Raw genomic sequence first — 19,494 nt, forward strand, 5'->3', positions numbered from 1 at the left:
GGACTTGCCTGCCTATAGCCTCCCTGGACTACGGTAGGGTCGTTCGGATTTCCAGCTGGTTTTCGACCGACGTGACGTGCGGGGAAGACCACGTTGCGGCTTCAACCAGGTGCTTTTCAGACCACGACCGCACGTGCCCGGTCAGGACAGCTTTGGTCTCTCTGACAGAGACGCTGATGTGATTGGCATCAAGCTGCGCGTGACGAACCAGTGCTTCCCTGATGCGCTCCTCGGCATCAGCTGCTGAGGGCCGCGGTGTCAACGTGAGCATGTTGTTGACCGCGTAAATCCCCCGCAAGTACTGCACGGCATAGGAGGCAGCCTGTCGTTGGAAGTCCCAGGCGACCTCCCCGGTAAGGAGTACGGTGTGCTCCCTTACCTCGGCTTTGACCGTATCGGGAACATTCGTCGCCCACGACAATGCAGCTGCTACCGCTTTCGCCATGTCAGCTTCGCTGCAAGTCTCGCCCTTCTGGTCCACGAGCAAATGGTCAACGACGGTTGAGACCCCACGGACACGAAAGGTTGCATCTTTTACGGCCGCTGCTCCTGCGATGTCATCGACATGGCCGGACAGGGTCACAACGCCCGCGTTTACCGCGACTCCAATGGCAGCAGCATCGACGTCTGCAGCCCACGTGAGCTCGTCGAGAACTGTGGTTTGTACATCGTGATCGCTGAGTGGTTCATGTGTAGCCGTCATGACAGATCCCGTTCCCTTATGCGCATCGGAATACGCGCCCACTTCAGACTGAAGGGCCAGGCGCCGAATTTCCAGAGCCCTTGGTCCCTACCGCTGGCTGCTTCACCAGGGTGTTTTTTCTCTATCAGGGCCCCTGTCGAGTAGATGCTTTCCAGCAAACCAAATTGAAGGAGCCCGCGCGCTCGTTAGGAGCGGAGGCCGTTTGGCCCTAGTCCACCACGCCTAAACCGGGAATCCTAGAAAAACCAACCTGCGGGTCGCGGTGCAGCCTCTTCACCCCCGGCCCACGACTGCCCTCAAGGAGAGTTTATGAATTCCGAAGTATCAGGCTCCGAACACTACATGCAGCGTCTGAAAGCTTTAGGCGGCTCGGAAAATGATGTCACTGAACCCCACTACCTGCTTACCCAAAACGACACCGTAGAAAGCGTGGTCTCCCACCTCGTTATGGAACAACGAGCCCGGGGGCGTGGTGCTACAGACCCGGCCATCTTGCATGCAGCAGCAGAATTCTTGATCAGCAGAAGAAATGAACACGCATCCGGCCACGGTCCAGCGGCTTTGCAGCAAGGCCACTACCAGTTAGATATACATTGTGGCGGCGCTGGCACCACCCGAGAGAGTATTCCTGTGAAGGACTTAGCCGATGCCAAGGTTTGGGCCCAAAAACGCATCGAAGCGCACGGGGCGATTTTTGGAGCCATCTACTTTCCGGCAGGTCACGAAAATCAGCCTGGAATGGGAGCTCTCGTCTCGAGTTTTGACCGGTCCGTGGGCTGGTACCGGTAGGAGCAGACGGCCGTGCCTCCAAGCCTTGACGTTGCCTTTACTATGAGGGGTCCACGTTTCCGCGGGAGGCCGCCGGGTCCAACGGCAGCCACCACTTCGAAGGAGGGTCAGGGGCGAACCGCCGTCCGCTGATCTCCAACGGCGTCACGCGCACCAGAATGTCCTTGGCACCAGGCTGCCACGGTGACAAGTCGGTGCTCGCAGCTTCCTGGATTTCTTCGGGCATGGTTACGAACTCTGGGTTGCCTTTGATGATGACGCTCCAGGCGATGGTCCCATAACGGTTGAAACCGTCGGCCTCCAACGCAATCACTCCTCTTTCCGAGAGTGCCGAGTATTTTGTTCCCGGCCCGGTCCTGAACAGGATCGTGCCAAAATTGGGGACGTAGTTCACTGGGAAGATCTCCGGAACATCACCGTTGATTAACGCAATCCTGCAGGTTGATGTTGATTCGAGGTATTTCCAGCAGTCGTGAACACTGAGTTCGGTGGTGTCTTGGTCTGTTGATGTTTTCGCCATGCGGCCGAGCCTAGTGCCTCCTATCCCACCGATATAGGGCAGAAAGTCCCTCCCCACATCACCCGCTCAGGAGTCCTGGCCCGGCAGGGGAAAGATTGCAGCGACCCGTGTTCCTTCACCGAGTTTGGACGAAATGATCAGCGATCCGTGGCGGCCTTCGACCCTGCGGCGCATATTGAGTAGCCCGCTGTGATTGCGTACCTGGTTGAAGCCGGTTCCGTCATCCGTGATTCGAAATTCGACTTCTTTGGCGCGAACCAAGACTTCGACAGAAACTGCGGATGCGTTCGCATGCCGGACCGAGTTGGAGAGTGCTTCCCGGATGATCGTTTTGCCTTCTTTTGCGGTGACGCTATCCACCTTGCTGTCAATGGGTCCGGAGAACTGGACGGTCTGGCGAAGGTCTGTTCCTTCGCAGGCCGCGCGAACCAGTCCTAGGATTCGAGTACTGAGTGCAGGCTGGCTCGGGGGCGCCGCATGCAGCGAATAGATGGTGTCCCGCAGGTCTTTAATGGTCGCGTCCAGTTCTGCCGTTACGGAGGAGATGCGGGACAACGGTTCATCCCCGGTGACAAACTTCCGCAGGCTCTGGATGCTGAGACCGGCGGCGAAGACGCGTTGGATTACCAGGTCATGCAGGTCCCGTGCGATCCGGTCCCTATCGCCAAAAATTGCGTCCTGCTCTCGCTGGATGTGGAGCTGTGTGAGTTCCAGTGCCAAGGAGACATGCGCGGCGAAAGTGGCGACCATCTCCTGGTCGAACTGTGAGAACACTGCCCGGTCGCGGGCACGTGCGATGACCAAGAACCTTGAGTGGTTTCCACGGCTCGTGATCCTGGTGCAGAGGGCTGCACCTACGGATTCCATTTCTCGTGGCGAGAAGACGCTGGCCAGTTGTTCGCCGATGAGGACGCTGGTACTGCCGAAGCCGGATGTTAGCTCGTGAAGGGTGGCACCGCTGCCGAGGTGGGCACCGTTGAGGGCTTCGTGCCCAGATCCCAGGGCGACCTCGCAATACAGCTCATCCCCGGAACTGAGTTTGGTCATGACCAGCACTGCGTCGGCCTGTGATGCCGCCAAGGCGTAGTCGGCGAGGATTTCCACGTCACTGCGCACAGGGCTTTCTGATTCGTTCAGTAAGGCGCGCACGGCCTGCTGGCCCTTCTCCAACCAGCGGGAGCGGTGGGTTTCGTTCTCAAAGAGCCGCATGTTCTCGATTGCCACTCCAGCGGCCGCAGCCAGGGCTACCACCAAATCCTGATCTTCTTGAGTGAATTCCCCTGATCCCGACTTCTCTGTCAGATAGAGGTTCCCGAAGATGGTGTCACGCACCTTGATGGGAACCCCGAGAAAGGACGTCATTTGCGGGTGGTGGTCCGGGAAACCAACCGCCGTTGAGTGTTCGCGAAGATCCTTAAGGCGCATGGGCCAGGGGTCAGTGGTGTGGGACCCCAAGACGCCGTGGCCTACGGGGAGCTTGCCGATCTTCCGGGCATCATCATCGTCGAGGCCCACGGTGATGAACTGCGAAAGTTTGTGGTCGCTTCCCATCACACCCAGGGCGCCGAATCGGGCTTTTGCCAGTTTGCAGGCTGCCTCAAGTACTCGTTCCAGCACCGCGTCCAGGCCGGCGTTTTCGGCGATAGCGGCGAAACCCGAAAGCAGGTGATCAATTCCTCTAACATCACTCTCTTGCGAGCTTGAGAGGTCGTTTCCTCTTGAGTGGCCTGTGTTGTTCCACGCTGCTCCCATGGATTCCGCCCCACGTAGTGTTTCCCGGTTGCGAGCTCTGCCATGTTTCACGGTAAGCACATCACTCTACCTCCGCGGTTGGATGACCCCGCACCCTTCCGTCGGTTATGCCCCCGACTGTCGGCCCTGGGCTTCGTCCCTGTCACCGGTAGTACCTACTACTCGGCGCCTGCGCGCGTCGCACTGTCAAGTGGCGGCTGCCAGGCGGCAAGGCCAGCCACGGAAAACAGTCTGCCAGTGATGGTTTCTGGAGTGACACGGACAAAGCGTTCCTTTGTCCCGTTTTCCCAAGGGTGGAGGGGCAGGAAAACGGTGTCCAGCAAGTCGTCGGTCCGGCTGATCGCCACAGCCCTTCCTTTGACGATGACGCTCCAGGCGGCAGCACCAGCGTTGGTGGTTCCATCGGCCTCGAAAGCGACCTCTCCGCCATCGGCCAGAGCGAGCAGTTTGCGTCCGTTGGCCGTCCTGAAAACCATGCTGCCATGATCCACGACGAAGTTCACAGGGTAGATCTCGGGTTTCCCGTTGAGAACAAAAGCGAGCCGACCGACGGTTGCTTCCCTCAAGAAGCCCCAGCAGCGGTCGGCGGTGAGGACTTGTGTTCCTGATACAGGGGGCTGGTTTATCATAACGCCATGATGTGCGCTGGGAAGCTGGCTGCACAGGGCCCTTAGCCCCTGAATTGGACTGACGTTATTGGTGCCGTTTGGCCGCCGGTGTCCGGATGTCGGCCATGAAGACAGCCGCCTGCGTGCGGCGTTCGAAGCCGAGCTTGCCCAGCATAGAAGAAACGTAGTTCTTGACCGTTTTTTCTGCCAAGGACATTGACTGCCCGATCTGGCGGTTGGTCAGTCCTTGGCTGACCAAGTCCAAAACACGTCTCTCCTGCTGGGTGAGGGTGGCCACCCGCGGATCTGTTGGAGCTGTTGCGGTGAGACCGGCCAGGATGGACGTGCGGGTCGCGTCGTCGAAGAGTGATTCTCCCCGCGCTGTCGTGGCAATTGCACCGAGGAGGTCGGAGCTGCCAATTTCTTTGAGTACGTACCCGGAGGCCCCAGCCAGAACAGCGCCCTGCAGTGCTTTTTCGTCATCGTAGCTGGTCAGGATCAAGCACTTCAGTGACGGATCGACGGACCGCACGCTGCGGCACACTTCAATGCCCGTTCCGTCGGGAAGGCGTGCATCCAAGATGGAGACGTCCGGGCGCAGCGCCGGAATCCGCCGGGTAGCTTCCTCAGCAGACCCCGACATCCCTACGACCTCGAATCCTTCACTGACGAGGAGTTCCTGCAGGCCGCGACGGACCAATTCATGGTCATCCAGGACATAGAGCCTCAAGGGCGCTGTCGCGGGACTCCCCGGCTCGTCAACCCTTGGGACCGTCTCTGACATCACGTTCTCCTTCGGTCTGCAAGGCGAGAAGCTTTTGCTGATTCGTCCATCTGGGTGGGTTTGTGAACCACTAGCACGGGGCAATGGGAGTACGCGACGCACGCCGAACTCACTGTTCCCGTATTCAGACCGTACAGGCTTCCGAACCCGCGGCGTCCGATGACCAACATGAGGGCCGTGAGGCTGGCCCGGACGAGAACCGCACGGGGGTCTCCGTGGACGACCATCGACCGGCTCTCAGGCAGGCTGTGGTGGCCGTAGACCTTCAGCAGGACCTCGGTGAGAGTAGCTGAGGCCTCGGCTGCGCTGGTCGAGGCTCCGCCTTGGACTACTGAGCCCGTGAGAGCCGGACGCTCCCACACGGTGAGGGCGGGAACCGAAGCGCCGGCGCTTCTTGCGAGCCTTTGGGCTTCGCGGAGGGCGGAAATCGACGACTGTGAACCATCGATTCCGACCACGATTTGGGGTGCTGCTTCCGTGCGCTCCACTCCGGCTCCTCTTTCCAATTGCTACTTGTACGCCTGCTGTTCAGTCTGCGGGGCTCCCTCGGGTCTGCACAGTGCCAAAGGACATCAGCTCCGGGGGCCCGGTGCGATGCAGAGTCCGGAGCCCAACAATCGCGTGGGGACAGTTTCTGGCCAGACAACCATTGACGGAGCTGAGAGTCCCGCGTCCCACTCTTTAGTTTTGGTGCGGCGTCCACTGCCAGGATCGTATCTCTGGTAAATCTTGGAAGTGCTCTGCGATGTAGGCGGTATGCGCCTTAAGTTGATCGCTGCAGTGATCCCGTAGTTCGGCCATGCCGGGAAGTTCTTGCCCTGCCCTTTGTATGGCTTCCACTGCCAGGTGGTAACGGCTCATACGGTTCAGAACCACCATGTCGAAGGGCGTGGTGGTGGTTCCCTGCTCGCTGTATCCCCTTACATGGAATCGTTCCGGGTGTGGCCGGCCGTGCAGGAGCTGGTGGAGGGCGCGGGCGTATCCGTGCCAGGCAACCACGACGTCCGTGTCGGTCGTGAAGAGCCTTGCGAAGTAGTCGTCGGTCATCCCGTGTGGGTGGGTTGAGGCCGGTGGGAGGACCATGAGGTCCATGACATTGACAACCCTGGTCCGCAGCGTCGGTACGTAGTGTCGCAAAAGCCAGGCTGCGGCGAGTGTCTCTTCCGTGGGAACGTCTCCGATGCAGGCAAGGACTATGTCGGGGGCATCGCCTTGCGTTCCGTCGCGGGCCGTTTCGTGCCCCGCCCAGTCCCAGGTAGAGGCTCCTGCGGCGGCCTGCTCCCGCGCTTCGTCCAGGCTTAGGTACTGCGCGTGGGACTGTTTGTCCACCACAATCACGTTGACGTAGTCCTGACTGCCCAAGGCGTGCTCGGCCACTACCAATAGGGAATTGGCATCCGGGGGTAGGTAGACCCGGGTTACGGTTCCCGAGAGCGAGAGTACGACGTCAACCAGTCCGGGACCCTGATGGCTGAAGCCGTTGTGGTCGTTGCGCCAGCACGTTGATGTGAGCAGAATGTTCAGGCTCGGCACGGGAACCCTCCATTCGAGCCCGCGGGCATGCTGAAGCCACTTGGCGTGCTGGATGGTCATGGAGGCGCTGACCATGGCAAACGCCTCGTACGTGGCGAACAGCCCGTAACGGCCAGTTAGGAGATAGCCCTCAAGCCAGCCTTGGCACAAATGTTCGGATAGAACTTCCATTACCCTGCCGTCCGGTGAAACCTGGTCCTGAGCCACCGGGTGCTCCCAACGTCCGGGAGCTGGCATGAGGCACCGATCCGTGGCCTGGAAAACGGCACCAAGGCGGTTGCTGTTCGTCTCGTCGGGGCAGAACAGTCGAAACCGTGGATTTTCTGCCGTATTCACGTACAAATCCCGCAGCAGTTTTCCCAGCGGTCTGGTGGTTTCGTGGTACACCCGCCCTCTGGGCCAGATGTCCAGTGCATAGGCTGCGAGGTCCGGGATATCCAGGGCCTTGATGTTTCTCGGCCGGGAACACCCCATCCGGAGAACGCCCAGGGGTGCCAGCGCCGCCAGCTCCGGAATGAGACATCCCTCCGCGTCGAAGAGAAGTTCTGGGGCGTAGGAAGTGAGCCACTTCTCCAATTGGGCTAGGTGCTCGGGGTTCTCCCGGACCCCTGCCAACGGCACTTGATGCGACCGGTACGTTCCTTCAACCGGAAGCCCGTCCACCTCCGCCGGACCAGTCCATCCTTTGGGAGTCCGAAGAATAATCGCCGGCCACAGCACCTGGCCGGCGACCCCGATTTCTCTCGCAGTAGTTTGAATGGAGCGGATTTCGGCGTAGGCGGCGTCCATCGCTGCTGCAAGTGAAGAATGCACCGCTAGTGGGTCGTCCCCGCTGACAGTCACCGGGGCCCATCCGTGGGCCCGCAACAATTCTTCAACCTGGTGGTCAGAGGTTCGGCCTAGAACAGTGGGCCCGGAAATTTTGTGTCCGTTCAAGTGCAAGATCGGTAAGACCGCTCCGTCTCTAGCGGGGTTAATGAAGGACGGCGCTTTCCACGAACCCTCCAACGGCCCGGTTTCCGCCTCTCCATCGCCAATGACGCAGGCGGCTATGAGATCAGGGTTGTCCATAACCGCACCCGTAGCGTGCATGAGCGAATAGCCGAGCTCCCCGCCTTCATGGATGGATCCTGGAGTTGCCGGGCCTACGTGACTGGGTATTCCCCCAGGTGTCGAGAACTGTCGGACCAGTAGACGGAGGCCACGCTCGTCGGCGCTGATCGTCGGGTAGACCTCTGAATAGGTTCCTTCCAGATAAAGGTTCGCCACGACGGCAGGACCGCCGTGGCCGGGGCCGGCAATGAACAGTACCTCAGCCGACGTCCGCTGAATGAGCCTGTTCAGATGGGCGTAAATGAGTGAAATTCCGGGGCTGGTCCCCCAGTGGCCCAGCAGCCGCGGCTTGATATCCCCGGCCGTCAGGGGCCGTCGGAGCAATGCGTTCTCCTGCAGGTAGATTTGCGCCACCGTCAGGTAGTTCGCTGCTTCCCAGTACCGATGCAACGCGGCGAACGACTCCCGGGTTGCGGAGGGCTGTTCTGTGATTCCTTCTTCCATGGCATGACCTTTTCAATTATGGTGGCGAGCCAGCTTTGATCCCACGTCGCGTCTAGTGGTGCCGATAGCTGGTTCTGCCCACTGTCTACGTTGTTGTGGGGGCCAAAACCGTGAGGCGGGGATGCGGGAGCATCGGGTATCCGGCGGCGGTGCCCACGAAACTTGATCCGATGATGTCTGTCGGCACCAACATGCCTAGCTTTGCGTCGGTGAGATTCAAGACAATCGGAATGCCAGGACAGATCGCATTGATTCGGCGGATGATGCTCGTCAGGGCATAGAGGTTCTGGGGACTTAAAGTTCCCAGAACGCGGATGTCGGCGCTGGACGTGTCGACCTCGACTCGGACAAGAACCTTGAGCCTGGGCCAAGATGTTGTCATCGGTGCAGCTGTCCTCTTTCTGGCGAGTCCCCGCCAGTCAAGGCGGTCAAGAGTTGCCCGCTGTGGTCGCGTTCCGAGAATCATCGAAATCAGTACTCGATGACTAGGCGGGCGAGGATCCTGCCTGAGGCTACGTCTGCCATGGACTCATTGATTTGGTCCAGGCTTCGCGGCTCGGCAATGATTCGGGTCCGGCCGCTGGCATGCAGAGCAAAGACTTCAGCCAGATCCTGTCGTGTGCCGACGATGGAGCCAATGATCGAAAGTCCCCTAATGACGGTCTCGAAAATGGAAATGCTCATCTGCTGATCGGCCGGCAGGGCAACGCAAATCAGCCGGCCGCCACGGTTCAGGGAAGCGAATGCCTGCTCGAAGACCCGTGGCGATGCGGCCAGCACCACGGCAACGTCTGCACCCCCCAAGTCCTTGATCGCTGCTACAGGGTCTGCCTCCCTGGCATTGATGCCGTGCTCAGCGCCCAGATCCTTGGCAAGCTGGAGTTTGGAGTCTTCGATGTCCACCGCAATCACGGAACCGCCCATGATGCGGCCATACTGCACTGCCAGATGCCCCAGACCGCCAATACCGAAGATCGCTACCCGTTCGGTTGGAGCGATGTGTGCAACTTTCAGGGCTTTATACGTGGTCAGGCCTGCGCAGGTCAACGGCGCCGCGTCCGCTGGCGAGATACCTTCCGGCACTGGTACTGCGAACCGTGCATTGACCACCGCGTACTCCGCGAAAGCTCCGTCGCGTGAGTATCCGGTGTTTTGCTGCAATTCACAGAGGGTTTCGCGTCCGTCAATGCAAAAGCGGCATTCACCGCAGGCGTATCCAAGCCAGGCAATGGCTACCCGTTCCCCAATCACCCGGGCGGATACCCCCGCGCCCAGCTTTTCGATGATGCCGATTCCTTCGTGCCCCGGGACAAAAGGCAACGTCGGCTTGACCGGCCAGTCACCCTGCGCCGCATGGATATCGGTGTGACACAACCCGCATGCCTCCATCCGGACCAAGACCTCCCCTTGGCCTGGCTCCGGAATCGCTCTGTCAAGAATTTGAAGAGATTCCCCAAAGGCTGTTACAACGGCGGCTTTCATCAAGTTCCCTCGATTTGTGTGTGCATCGGTTGAGGGCGGCTGTGCAGGCACCCATTCACATACTGTGAACCCGCGGGCCACGGCTGCACAGAGCAGAAAGACCCTCCTTGGTCTCGCTCGTCAGGGCCATGGCAGAGGGCCCATATGTCTTTGTGCTCTAGTGGCGTCAGCCGTGGGAGAGGACGCTGGCGAGGAAGCTTGTGTTCTCCATTGATCGTGATCCACCACTTTGAGGGCGTCCTCCATGTCCGCGGACCTTTCTCTGTCCCCGATTCTCCTCGTCTACGCCGGGCCTCTGGCTGTCGCCGCAGCGTTCTTTGCTCTGAGCTTCGCCGCTGCGTTCATACTTCCGCTGGTCAGTGTCTTTGCACACACGGTGCTGTATCGGCTCGCTGAGCGGTGGGCACCGTGACAGCAGGCGGAATGGCCACCGTTGCTCAGGCCCCTGCCGCGGACGTGAAGGGCCTTTCCACCCTAGAGGTGACGGCGCGGGTCAAAGGCGGGCTGACCAACGTCGCCCCAAACCATTCGAGCCGGAGCTTGTGGGGAATCTTTCGCTCCAATGTGCTGACCCTTTTCAATGGAATTGTTGCCGGTAGTTTCGTGCTGCTGTTGCTCATCGGGCAATGGCAGGATGCCTTGTTCGGCTTCGCCGCTGTCGGCAACGCACTTATCGGCGTGGTTCAGGAGTTCCGAGCCAAGAGATCCCTTGATCGGCTGGCGATCCTTAACGCACCCCGGGCCCGTGTCCGCCGGAACGGTCTCATTGAGGACGTTGATATCCAGGACGTCGTGCTGGACGATGTGCTGATTCTACGTGCGGGCGACCAGGTACCCGCCGACGCCGCGCTACTGTTTGCCGTTGGGTTGGAGGCCGATGAATCCCTCCTCACAGGAGAATCGGCGGCAGCCAATAAGATCATGGGGTCCGAAGTGCTTTCCGGCTCCATTATTGTCAGCGGCAACGGCGAGGCAATAGTTACCCGGGTGGGCATGGACTCCTACGTTGGCCGGCTGACATCAGAGGCCAAACGCTTCACACTGGTCCATTCAGAGATCCGCCAAGACCTCAATAGGTTTCTCGGCTGGATCACCCTGGCGCTGATACCCATTATCCCTATCGTCGCGAACAGCCAGATGCAAAGCCATGGCGGCTGGCAAGTAGCTCTGAGCACCGGGGCTTGGAAAGACGGCGCGATCGGCGCAATCGCCGGCATCATTGCCATGATCCCGCTGGGACTGGTCCTCATGAGCAGCGTCGCATTTGCCGTCAGCGCAGTAACCATGGCACGCCAGAAAGTTCTCGTCCAGGAATTGGCATCGGTTGAAGGGCTAGCCCGGGTCGATGTGTTGTGCCTGGACAAAACCGGTACCCTCACCGTGGGCCAGCTGAGCTTAGACACCACCCACGTGTGCGCTGAGATTCTCCCCTCAGGCTGGGAAAAGGTGCTGGGATGGTTCGGCGCCGACCCAAACGCCAATGTCACAGCCCGCTGCCTGAACGGTCCCTTTCCCCATGACGAGACCCTCAAACCGCACGCCATCATCCCGTTTTCCTCGGCACGGAAATGGAGCGCGATTTCTGTGTCCACAGGAACTCCGGGAACCGGTACATGGGTGCTGGGCGCACCCGAATTTGTCCTGGACCATACCCCCGCCCATAAACACGCTCTCGACTTGGCGGGGAAACTTGCATCCACCGGTCAACGAACGTTGGTCCTCGCCCACACCGTAAATCTTCCGCCTCTGAATCCAGAAGATCCGCTCCTCCCCGCTGGGCTGACTGCCGTTGTGCTCCTGACATTCCGCGAAACCTTAAGGAACGATGCTGCGCGGACGCTGTCCTTCTTCCGTGAGGAAGGCGTTGAACTGAGAATCATTTCCGGGGATGACCCGCGGACAGTGGCCTCGATCGCCGGATCAGTAGGAATCGCCGTCGATCACGGCTTCGACGCCCGTCAGCTACCGGAAGACCCGGTCGAGCTGGCCGATGTGATGGAACACCACACGGTTTTCGGTCGTGTGACCCCGGAACAGAAACGCGAAATGGTTCGGGCCTTGCAGCTGCGCGGGCACGTGGTGGCGATGACCGGTGACGGCGTCAATGACGCACTGGCCATGAAGGAAGCCGATCTAGGCATCGCAATGGACTCAGCAGCAGCGGCAACCAAGGCCGTGGCCCGCCTCGTCCTATTGGATGGCCGCTTCGACAGGCTTCCCGGTGTCGTGGCGGAAGGGCGGCGGGTCATAGCGAACATCGAACGGGTTTCCATGTTGTTCCTGACCAAAACCGTATACGCCGTCCTCCTGTCGGTGACCTTCGGTCTAGTCCTCTGGGACTTCCCCTTTCTTCCGCGGCAGTTATCTGTCACAGATGGGCTCACTATTGGTATTCCGGCGTTCTTCCTCGCCCTCATGCCGAACTCCCGCCGCTACCAGGCCGGTTTCCTCAGACGTTCCCTCTCCTTCGCCGTCCCAGCAGGGGTCGTGGTGGCACTTTGCGTGGTCGCCATCAATTTGTACGCACGGCAAACGGGGCTGGACGCCGGAGCTTCGGCGCGAACCGGTTCCCTTCTCGTACTGGCCATCATCGGTTTGTGGGTCCTGGTCGTGCTCTCGCGGCCGCTGGACCGTTGGCGGGTACTGATTATCCTTGTCATGTACGGTGCTCTCACCGCACTCCTGTCCATTCCATTGTCGGTGACCTTCTTGGACCTCGTCCCCCTTGCCCCCGATCATTTGGCTGCCTCAATCCTGACAGGTCTCATCGGTGCACTGGCAGTAGAGGTCCTGTTCAGATACCACCGGCACCAGCTCACAGCCGGCTCAGTCCGGAATTCAAATCCCGTGTCGTCCCTGAGACGGCCGAAGTCTCAGTAGCAGCTGATTTTGTCGTTGGCTTGGTCAGGCCGGGATGGTGGCTTCGCGGGTGAACCGGGAATGGGCTTTCTCCGCTGAACCATAAGGACCGCTCGTCGGGGGTCATTCTGCGGGCAACGAGCCTGCATCTCAGGACCTTGGACTCTGGTGGGGTCCGGCCCGCAAACCTAGGCTCGGACCAGCGAATAGCCAGACTAGCCCGCCATTAGGAATTCAATTCAGGAGACGACAATTATGGAAAATGACGAGCGACCGGGAACTGTCCTCTCTGACGACGAGTCCTGGAAGGTCCTCGAACGGTGCCAGTATGGTCGCTTGGCTTTAAGCGTCCTAGATGAACCGGACATTTACCCAACCAATTTCATAGTCCACAATCAGACCCTGCTGGTGAGAACGAATCCGGGAACCAAACTAGCTGAGTTGACTGTCAATGCACGGGTCGCCTTTGAAGTGGATGAGGTAGTGGACGGCGAAGCCTGGAGCGTTGTACTCAAGGGAACAGCACGAGTGATCGAATCGCAAAAGGAGATCGACGAAGCCAACAAGCTACCGCTTAAACCGTGGATACCGACACGCAAATACACTTATGTCGAGATCACTCCTGCCCGCGTCCACGGCCGTTACTTTGAACTTGGTGATGAGCCAGAACGATACTGAGTTCTTTGCTGCGCTCCCTGGAGTGCAGCGGCCCGGCGGTCGGACCGTCCTGGTCCTAAGGCTCTGAGCGCGTTCAGGATGGTGGCAAGGTCAACCAACTCTTGCAGCAGCGCGCCAGCCACTGCGGGAATCAAACCAAAGGCGGCAGCTACCATCAAGGTGAGGCTCAGCGTAATTCCTACCCATATGCTGGTTCGAGCAATTCTCGACGTCCGCTGACCGATCTCGACCGCCGTCGCAGATCTGGACAAGTCGTCGACCATGATCACGATGTCCGCCGACTCGCTGGCAGCAGTTGCCCCCTTGGCGCCCATGGCGATTCCGACGTCGGCCGCGGCCAAGACCGGTGCGTCGTTGACACCGTCGCCCACCATCATGACGAGCCTGACTGGCATTGCTGCCACGGCGGCGACTTTGTCAGCTGGAAGGCACTCGGCAATAACATTGCCGATGCCTGCTTCGGCGGCGATGTGTTCGGCAGTACTAGCCGTATCACCCGTCAACAACACCGTTTCGCTAATACCCAACCGCCTGAACGCGGCCAGCGTGTTCCTCGCATTTTCCCTCAGCGGATCGCTCATGATCAGGGTGCCAGCAAATCGGCCGTCCACGCCCACGTAGATGCCCAAATGCCCGCTGGGCAGTGAGGCCCGTTCGATTTCACTCACCAACAATCCAACGTAGGCAAGCTTGCCCACCACCACCTGGTGAGCGCCGCAGGTAGCCTTGACCCCGTTCGTGGCATGCTCACTCGCCCTGGTGGCCGGCACCAGCACCAGGCCCCGGGCCTCTGCTGCCGCTATGACCGAGGCTGCTAAAACGTGCGTCGAATACTGTTCAGCCGAGGCCGCCAACTGAAGTAGCCGTTCTGCTGAGAATTCCCCGCCTGCCGCAACCCGGACTTCCGTCAGGGTTGGTTTGCCCTGGGTCAGAGTCCCGGTCTTGTCGAAAACCACCGTCCCGATCCGGCTGAGTTGCTCGAGGGTACCTGCGTTCTTGATGACAATGCCAGAACGAGCAGCCCGGCTGGTGCCGGCCAAGAACGCGACTGGTGCAGCAATCAGCAAAGGGCATGGTGTGGCCACTACCAAAACCTGCGCGAAGCGGCCAGCGTCTTGGCTGATGAACCAAGCAACTCCGGCCAGGACCAGCGCAACCGCAGTGAATGGCAACGCATACTTGTCCGCCAGTCGAACCATCGGAGCACGGCTTGCCGAAGCTTCCTGAACCAGGGCAACTATGTGACCGTAGTGCGAATCCTGTGCTGTAGCCGTAGCCTTCATGCGGATGGCATCGGACCCGTTGATGGAGCCGCTAAGCAGCAGTTCTCCTGTGCTTCGCTCGGCGGGCATGCTCTCTCCCGTCAGCGCAGACTCGTCGAACGTACCTCCGTCGGACAACAATGTTCCGTCGACCGGAACCAGCTCAGCGGGCCTCACCATGAGAACGTCCCCGGGGCACACTGCGTCCACCGATATGTCCTCTAGATGACTCCCCATCCGTTCGCGATGGGCGATGCTGGGAGATCGGTCTATCAAAGCCCGAAGTTCCTTGGTCGCGCGGCCTTGAGCGAATTGGTCCAGCGCTTCGCCGCCCGTCAGCATCAGCACAACGATCAGGGATGCTACGTATTCGCCCACAGCGATGGTAGCGCAGATAGCCGTGACGGCCAGCAGGTCAATCCCCCAGCGCCCGTGTAGGAGCCCTCTAACCATGGACCATGTGCGATAGAGAGCTACGGCGAGGGCATAAATGCTTGCGGCCACTTGGGCCGCCACGGATTGGCCGACAACGGCCAACGCCGCAACGCATAGGATCACCAAGAGGGTGGCCGCTACCCACGGAAAACGTACAACGAGTTGACTTGGATGCAGTAGCTTGGCCGTCATCCGTCGTGTGGGGTGCCGCGGTGGATTGCTTCCAAGCCCCAGGTTCCGATCACTGGAATTGTTCCCGGCGCGGATCGTTCAAGGGGGTACGCCAGATGTCTGGGCGCACGGTTTTGAACCTGCGTCCTGTGACCGACGTTGGAACGAGCCGCAGATAGCAGCTTTTTCTTCCTGCCTGCCATGGCTCCAGGTTCAACTCATTAGCATCCGCTATTTCTTGGGGATCCACGATCAACTGCGACTGGCCGCGCACGACGACGCTCCACGCCAATCCTGTGGAGGAGTTGTATCCATCGATTTCCAATGCGCTCGGGTCCACCAGCGTGCTCCGATACTTAGTGCCCGGATCGCTGCGAAAAATAACACTGGCACCACTCAGGACGAAGTTCACCGGAAAAATGTCAGGAATCCCGTCCACCAAAACCGCTAAACGACCTACAGCGGTCCCGTTCAGGAGTTCCCAGCATTCGTCCGGGGCAAGACGTCCCACGACATCTTGATCTATATTCATGGCGTTGACGCTAGCGGCAGCAGAATGCCGTTGTTAGGGCCGTTGGTCCCATCCGGTCTGCGAAATTCACCGACTACCCACTGGACCAACGTCGATAGGTGGTGAGATCCCAGGACTTCCGGCCCTAACCCTCAGAAGGTGGCCACCGGAGACTGGAGTGACACATCCCCAGCTGTCGCGCTGGGGTCCTTGTCGAATCAGAATGGGCCAGCCATGAACGCAGCAATTGTCGTCGGTGTCAGTGATTCGCCCAGCAGCCGGGCCGCCATACGATGGGCAATGCACCGGGCAGCCGCCCTAGCACTACCCGTGTTACTCGTGCATGCCGTGGACGATCGCTGGGTGCTCGATTCCGTCGGCTACAACGACTGGATTCGGGAGTCCAGCGTCAAGTTCTTGGCAGCTGCAAAAGACCATGCCACCAAAACGGAGCCAACCGTTACTCTCACCACCGATCTCGTCTCGGGGGGAGCCGGGTACGCCCTGGGCAAGAGGTCAAAGAAGGCATCAATCGTCGTTGTCGGCTCAGGCCATGGCTGGCCGGGTGGCTCGCTCACCGACCGGGCCCTGCAGGTCGCCGCCGTCGCGCGCTGCCCCGTGGCAGTTATCGGCCAGGAGGACATGACTAACCGGCGGGGCATCTTGGTTGGGGTTGACGGTTCCGAGGAGTCGACCCAGGCTGTTGCCTTTGCCGCAGCCGAAGCTGACCGTGAAGGCCAGGAACTGACCGTGCTGCATGCGTTCCGGACACCCGACCCTTGGGTAAGCAACGGAGTCCAGCAAAAGAACTTCTTTGAGGCTCTCACGGAGGAGGCCCGTGTCGTGTTGGCCGAGACTGCAGCGGGACTGAGAGCCTCTTACCCGGACTTGGTGGTTCACCAGGTTTTGGACACGCGCCATCCTGCGGCTGAGGCGCTGATCGCGGCGGCCGCCACTGCACATTTGCTGGTGATCGGCAGCCGAGGCCGTGGCACCTTTAAGCGCCTCTTCATGGGATCCACCGCACACGCAGTCCTCACCAAACTGCCCTGCCCTACGATCGTCACCAGAATCAGTCACGTAAAGCACTCCTAGTAGGCGTTCAGGAACGTGTCAGCGGCGGCGTTTTCCAAGCCGGAGACGCTCCAATGCCAACGGATTGAGTTGGACAGCGAGGAACATTGCCTGCTGTTCCCGAATCCCTGACTTTACTGTGACCTTAGGCCCTGTTTCCCCTTCCCTCTGCAGCACATGCTGGAAAGAACAACAGGAGGCGATCATGGGACTCCCAGAGATCGAAAAGCCCCGAGTGGCTGACCACGTAGAACGTCGATACACAACCGCCCCCAAGCCGACCACAGTCCCGGATTCGAAAGATCCCGACAGACGACGCTGGCTACCCACTGAACGCGGCATCATTGCGGGTCTCGCCGGTCTCGGCCTGATGCTGGCAGGGTTCGCACTGGGTAACCTCGCCCTCGAGGTGGTCGGATTCTTGCTGATGGGAGGGGGAACGTACTGGGCAACTCTCTTTATGGGCGACCGCCCCCTCCGGTGGAAGCCCGGCGTCCTCACGCCCGGTATCGGAGCGGAGAAGAGAAAGTGATGACCGTACCCCACACAGAGGAGGACATGATGACCGGCAATCTGGACACGGGAAAGATCTTGGTCGGCGTCGACGGGTCCGAGGCATCAGTTGAGGCACTACGCCACGGCCAACGGCTTGCAACGGCTCTCAACGCGCCGCTGGAAGCGTGGGGCTGTTGGGAGATACCGCTGGGATACCAAGGATATCTGGCGGTGGGGTTCGATACCTTCGCTCATGACGCCGAGGAGACCCTGAAGGAAACCGTCATCACAGCCCTCGGGCCGGATAAACCCAAAAATGTCAGTACGCACTTGGTGCACGGCTCGGCTCGCACCGTTCTGATCGAAGGCAGTAAACAGGCCGCCATGCTCGTTGTTGGACGACGCGGACACGGTGGTTTCGGAGGACTTCTCCTCGGCTCCGTCAGTTCGGCCTGCATCGCCCATGCCCACTGCCCCGTCGTCGTGGTCCATTCACCAGAATCGTCCACCTAACATGCCGGCAGGTCAGCGGACGAAATCTGGTTCAATCGTTTTGCTCGTTGTCGGCATCGCCCTGTCAATCTTCGGCTTCACGCTCACTGCAGCAGGTGCAGCAGCCTCGTGGTTTGCCACGGCACAAAGCGACGGAGAATTCTTCACATCACCCACGGAGCGCTACACCGTCTCGTCCTACGCCTTAGTCTCACCACAACTCTACGCTTTCGGCGAGGGCACGCCCGAGAGGCTTCCTTTCGACATCGGGACACTGAGGTTGCGGGCCACCGCGGCCGATCCTGGCCGCGACGTGTTCATCGGCATTGCCGCGAACGACGACGTGGAGGAGTATCTCGGGGGAATACAGCACACCGTTTTGCAGGAAGTGAAATTCCGGCCTTTCCGGCCCGGGTATAGGGAAGTCGCGGCATCATCGACGCCAACACTTCCAAGCCTTCAGAAGTTTTGGGCCGCATCGGCATCAGGACCGGGCCAACAGGAAGTGACGTGGAACCTCACGGCCGGCAATTGGACCGTAGTGGTCATGAATGCTGAGGCCACACCTGGTGTTTCCGCTGATCTACAAGCGGGGTTCCGCTCCGAGCTGATCAAGCCGGCAGCAACAAGCATGTTGCTCGTCGGGGTCCTAGCACTCATCGTCGGACTACCGCTCTTGATCGCTGGCGCCGCTCGTATCGGACGGCATCACGGGCCGTTGGGGCCGGTACAGTCAAGAGGCTTCGAACCAATCAGGCGGCCTTCTCCAGCTCCCGAAACAGCTGGAGCGTCCTCCTATCCCTTGCACATAGCGGGCCACTTGGACCCCGCTATTTCGCCATGGATGTGGCTGGTGAAGTGGTTCCTCGCTGTTCCACACTACTTCGTGCTGGTCTTCCTATGGTTCGCCTTCGCCATAACCAGCATTTTCGCTTGGTTTTCCATTCTCCTCACGGGCCGCTATCCACAATCGCTTTTCCACTTCAACGTCGGCGTCCTGCGCTGGAACTGGCGCGTTGCCTTCTACGCCTACGCTGCTGCTGGCACCGACCGGTATCCCCCGTTCACCCTCGCCCGCACGGACTACCCAGCAGACCTCGACGTAGACTATCCACAGCGGCTCTCTCGAGGACTAGTCCTCATCAAGTCCTGGTTCCTCCTCATTCCACACCTACTAATCGTCGCTTCCTTCACTGGAGCTGCTACCCGGCTGTGGGAGGTGCGAAGCGAATCAGGCGTCGTCGACGACCGCGTCGGCGGACTGTCCTTGATGGGGCTACTGGTGCTCACCGCAGTGTTGATCCTGCTGTTCACCGGCCGGTATCCGCAGTCCTTGTTCGCCTTAATCATGGGCATCAACCGGTGGATCTACCGCGTACTCGCCTATGGGGCACTCATGCGCGACGAATATCCACCTTTCCGCTTGGATCAAGGCGCCACCGATCCCGACCAAATGGTGCCTCAAACGGCGGCACTCGTGCCTATCGACGCACCAACAGTAAAACGATAGGGGCTGCATTTCGGATGAAATTCGCCATTGAATATTCGTTCCGTCTCCGGTCTGATGACGATCTACACGAAGTCATAGTCCCCGCTGAACAACTTCTGAATACTCCATTGACTGTCGACGCCGTCCGCCTCGTGGTGGAAAAGGATGAACTGTTGTTGGCGGACTTGTTCCGGGACTTCCTACCGCGGTACCACCTGATGGCCAACGACCCCAGTTACTGGTCCCAGGAACTCGAGAGGTACACCGAACAAATCAAACTGGTTAAAGTCGTCTAGAAAC

At 59.8% G+C, this 19,494-nt stretch carries 20 protein-coding genes; 9 read left to right on the top strand and 11 right to left on the bottom strand.

Annotated elements, in window-relative coordinates; genetic code table 11:
* Positions 1 to 28: 28 nt before the first annotated feature.
* Positions 29 to 703, bottom strand: coding sequence for a BON domain-containing protein (locus PSET11_RS14140; RefSeq protein ID WP_124092951.1), 675 nt, complete (start codon positions 701 to 703; stop codon positions 29 to 31).
* A 309-nt stretch (positions 704 to 1,012) separates the two neighbouring features.
* On the opposite strand from PSET11_RS14140, the gene PSET11_RS14145 reads away from it, so the two are divergent.
* Complete coding sequence (locus PSET11_RS14145; RefSeq protein ID WP_124092952.1) at positions 1,013 to 1,492, top strand: hypothetical protein; 480 nt, start codon at positions 1,013 to 1,015, stop codon at positions 1,490 to 1,492.
* Between the two features lie 40 nt (positions 1,493 to 1,532).
* On the opposite strand, the gene PSET11_RS14150 is transcribed toward PSET11_RS14145, so the two are convergent.
* The 8 genes from PSET11_RS14150 to adhP form a co-directional block, all read right to left on the bottom strand.
* Positions 1,533 to 2,012 (bottom strand): pyridoxamine 5'-phosphate oxidase family protein, encoded by a 480-nt coding sequence (locus tag PSET11_RS14150; protein WP_124092953.1) that lies wholly within the window; start codon positions 2,010 to 2,012, stop codon positions 1,533 to 1,535.
* Positions 2,013 to 2,078: 66 nt separating this feature from the next.
* Positions 2,079 to 3,764, bottom strand: coding sequence for a GAF domain-containing sensor histidine kinase (locus PSET11_RS14155; protein ID WP_124092954.1), 1,686 nt, complete (start codon positions 3,762 to 3,764; stop codon positions 2,079 to 2,081).
* Between the two features lie 158 nt (positions 3,765 to 3,922).
* A complete protein-coding gene (locus PSET11_RS14160) occupies positions 3,923 to 4,393 on the bottom strand; it encodes a pyridoxamine 5'-phosphate oxidase family protein (protein WP_124092955.1) in 471 nt (156 codons plus the stop codon).
* 64 nt (positions 4,394 to 4,457) lie between these two features.
* Positions 4,458 to 5,156, bottom strand: coding sequence for a response regulator (locus tag PSET11_RS14165; RefSeq protein WP_124092956.1), 699 nt, complete (start codon positions 5,154 to 5,156; stop codon positions 4,458 to 4,460).
* The gene (locus tag PSET11_RS17195) at positions 5,156 to 5,644 is read right to left on the bottom strand and encodes a universal stress protein (RefSeq protein WP_160118988.1); all 489 of its coding nucleotides are present in this window, start codon (positions 5,642 to 5,644) and stop codon (positions 5,156 to 5,158) included. Before PSET11_RS17195 ends, PSET11_RS14165 begins: the two co-directional genes overlap by 1 nt.
* Before the next feature lie 193 nt (positions 5,645 to 5,837).
* Positions 5,838 to 8,246, bottom strand: a complete 2,409-nt coding sequence (locus tag PSET11_RS14175) for a phosphoketolase family protein (protein ID WP_124092958.1) — start codon at positions 8,244 to 8,246, stop codon at positions 5,838 to 5,840.
* 85 nt (positions 8,247 to 8,331) lie between these two features.
* On the bottom strand, positions 8,332 to 8,628 hold the full coding sequence (locus tag PSET11_RS14180; protein WP_124092959.1) for a hypothetical protein: 297 nt from the start codon (positions 8,626 to 8,628) through the stop codon (positions 8,332 to 8,334).
* A gap of 89 nt (positions 8,629 to 8,717) precedes the next feature.
* The gene (gene adhP / locus PSET11_RS14185) at positions 8,718 to 9,728 is read right to left on the bottom strand and encodes an alcohol dehydrogenase AdhP (RefSeq protein ID WP_124092960.1); all 1,011 of its coding nucleotides are present in this window, start codon (positions 9,726 to 9,728) and stop codon (positions 8,718 to 8,720) included.
* 244 nt (positions 9,729 to 9,972) lie between these two features.
* Here adhP and PSET11_RS16660 point away from each other — a divergent pair, with 244 nt between their 5' ends.
* The 3 genes from PSET11_RS16660 to PSET11_RS14195 all read left to right on the top strand — a co-directional run bounded on the left by PSET11_RS16660 (position 9,973) and on the right by PSET11_RS14195 (position 13,265).
* Entirely contained in the window at positions 9,973 to 10,140 is a 168-nt protein-coding gene (locus PSET11_RS16660; protein WP_160118989.1) for a hypothetical protein, read from the top strand.
* An 11-nt stretch (positions 10,141 to 10,151) separates the two neighbouring features.
* A complete protein-coding gene (locus PSET11_RS14190) occupies positions 10,152 to 12,608 on the top strand; it encodes an HAD-IC family P-type ATPase (protein ID WP_124092961.1) in 2,457 nt (818 codons plus the stop codon).
* Positions 12,609 to 12,842: 234 nt separating this feature from the next.
* Positions 12,843 to 13,265 (top strand): pyridoxamine 5'-phosphate oxidase family protein, encoded by a 423-nt coding sequence (locus PSET11_RS14195; protein ID WP_124092962.1) that lies wholly within the window; start codon positions 12,843 to 12,845, stop codon positions 13,263 to 13,265.
* Here PSET11_RS14195 and PSET11_RS14200 read toward each other — a convergent pair.
* Both PSET11_RS14200 and PSET11_RS14205 read right to left on the bottom strand, forming a co-directional pair.
* Positions 13,229 to 15,154, bottom strand: coding sequence for a heavy metal translocating P-type ATPase (locus PSET11_RS14200; protein WP_124092963.1), 1,926 nt, complete (start codon positions 15,152 to 15,154; stop codon positions 13,229 to 13,231). The two genes, PSET11_RS14195 and PSET11_RS14200, sit on opposite strands and share 37 nt — an antisense overlap.
* A gap of 49 nt (positions 15,155 to 15,203) precedes the next feature.
* Positions 15,204 to 15,665, bottom strand: a complete 462-nt coding sequence (locus PSET11_RS14205) for a pyridoxamine 5'-phosphate oxidase family protein (protein ID WP_124092964.1) — start codon at positions 15,663 to 15,665, stop codon at positions 15,204 to 15,206.
* Positions 15,666 to 15,878: 213 nt separating this feature from the next.
* Between PSET11_RS14205 and PSET11_RS14210 the strand changes: the two genes are divergently transcribed.
* The 5 genes from PSET11_RS14210 (at position 15,879) to PSET11_RS14230 (ending at position 19,490) form a co-directional block, all read left to right on the top strand.
* Complete coding sequence (locus PSET11_RS14210; RefSeq protein ID WP_124092965.1) at positions 15,879 to 16,739, top strand: universal stress protein; 861 nt, start codon at positions 15,879 to 15,881, stop codon at positions 16,737 to 16,739.
* A 184-nt stretch (positions 16,740 to 16,923) separates the two neighbouring features.
* Positions 16,924 to 17,250 (top strand): DUF3040 domain-containing protein, encoded by a 327-nt coding sequence (locus PSET11_RS14215; RefSeq protein WP_124092966.1) that lies wholly within the window; start codon positions 16,924 to 16,926, stop codon positions 17,248 to 17,250.
* On the top strand, positions 17,250 to 17,726 hold the full coding sequence (locus tag PSET11_RS14220) for a universal stress protein (RefSeq protein ID WP_377946828.1): 477 nt from the start codon (positions 17,250 to 17,252) through the stop codon (positions 17,724 to 17,726). Before PSET11_RS14215 ends, PSET11_RS14220 begins: the two co-directional genes overlap by 1 nt.
* Position 17,727: 1 nt before the next feature.
* Positions 17,728 to 19,215 carry a DUF4389 domain-containing protein gene (locus tag PSET11_RS14225; protein WP_124092967.1) on the top strand — a complete coding sequence of 496 codons (1,488 nt, stop codon included), beginning with the start codon at positions 17,728 to 17,730 and terminating at the stop codon, positions 19,213 to 19,215.
* 14 nt (positions 19,216 to 19,229) lie between these two features.
* Entirely contained in the window at positions 19,230 to 19,490 is a 261-nt protein-coding gene (locus PSET11_RS14230; protein ID WP_124092968.1) for a hypothetical protein, read from the top strand.
* The last annotated feature ends 4 nt before the right edge of the window (positions 19,491 to 19,494 follow it).

The sequence above is a fragment of the Arthrobacter ulcerisalmonis genome, assembly GCF_900609065.1.
GTDB lineage: Bacteria > Actinomycetota > Actinomycetes > Actinomycetales > Micrococcaceae > Arthrobacter > Arthrobacter ulcerisalmonis.

Bases quoted from the DNA above. Each gene is read 5' to 3' on its own strand.
- PSET11_RS14190 (WP_124092961.1), top strand. From the start codon at position 10,152: ATGGCCACCGTTGCTCAGGCCCCTGCCGCGGACGTGAAGGGCCTTTCC.
- PSET11_RS14155 (WP_124092954.1), bottom strand. From the start codon at position 3,764: ATGGGAGCAGCGTGGAACAACACAGGCCACTCAAGAGGAAACGACCTC.
- PSET11_RS14180 (WP_124092959.1), bottom strand. From the start codon at position 8,628: ATGACAACATCTTGGCCCAGGCTCAAGGTTCTTGTCCGAGTCGAGGTC.
- PSET11_RS16660 (WP_160118989.1), top strand. From the start codon at position 9,973: ATGTCCGCGGACCTTTCTCTGTCCCCGATTCTCCTCGTCTACGCCGGG.
- PSET11_RS14230 (WP_124092968.1), top strand. From the start codon at position 19,230: ATGAAATTCGCCATTGAATATTCGTTCCGTCTCCGGTCTGATGACGAT.
- PSET11_RS14195 (WP_124092962.1), top strand. From the start codon at position 12,843: ATGGAAAATGACGAGCGACCGGGAACTGTCCTCTCTGACGACGAGTCC.
- PSET11_RS14145 (WP_124092952.1), top strand. From the start codon at position 1,013: ATGAATTCCGAAGTATCAGGCTCCGAACACTACATGCAGCGTCTGAAA.
- PSET11_RS14220 (WP_377946828.1), top strand. From the start codon at position 17,250: ATGACCGTACCCCACACAGAGGAGGACATGATGACCGGCAATCTGGAC.
- PSET11_RS14225 (WP_124092967.1), top strand. From the start codon at position 17,728: ATGCCGGCAGGTCAGCGGACGAAATCTGGTTCAATCGTTTTGCTCGTT.
- PSET11_RS14215 (WP_124092966.1), top strand. From the start codon at position 16,924: ATGGGACTCCCAGAGATCGAAAAGCCCCGAGTGGCTGACCACGTAGAA.
- adhP (WP_124092960.1), bottom strand. From the start codon at position 9,728: ATGAAAGCCGCCGTTGTAACAGCCTTTGGGGAATCTCTTCAAATTCTT.
- PSET11_RS14140 (WP_124092951.1), bottom strand. From the start codon at position 703: ATGACGGCTACACATGAACCACTCAGCGATCACGATGTACAAACCACA.
- PSET11_RS14210 (WP_124092965.1), top strand. From the start codon at position 15,879: ATGAACGCAGCAATTGTCGTCGGTGTCAGTGATTCGCCCAGCAGCCGG.
- PSET11_RS14205 (WP_124092964.1), bottom strand. From the start codon at position 15,665: ATGAATATAGATCAAGATGTCGTGGGACGTCTTGCCCCGGACGAATGC.
- PSET11_RS14175 (WP_124092958.1), bottom strand. From the start codon at position 8,246: ATGGAAGAAGGAATCACAGAACAGCCCTCCGCAACCCGGGAGTCGTTC.
- PSET11_RS14150 (WP_124092953.1), bottom strand. From the start codon at position 2,012: ATGGCGAAAACATCAACAGACCAAGACACCACCGAACTCAGTGTTCAC.
- PSET11_RS14165 (WP_124092956.1), bottom strand. From the start codon at position 5,156: ATGTCAGAGACGGTCCCAAGGGTTGACGAGCCGGGGAGTCCCGCGACA.
- PSET11_RS14200 (WP_124092963.1), bottom strand. From the start codon at position 15,154: ATGACGGCCAAGCTACTGCATCCAAGTCAACTCGTTGTACGTTTTCCG.
- PSET11_RS14160 (WP_124092955.1), bottom strand. From the start codon at position 4,393: ATGATAAACCAGCCCCCTGTATCAGGAACACAAGTCCTCACCGCCGAC.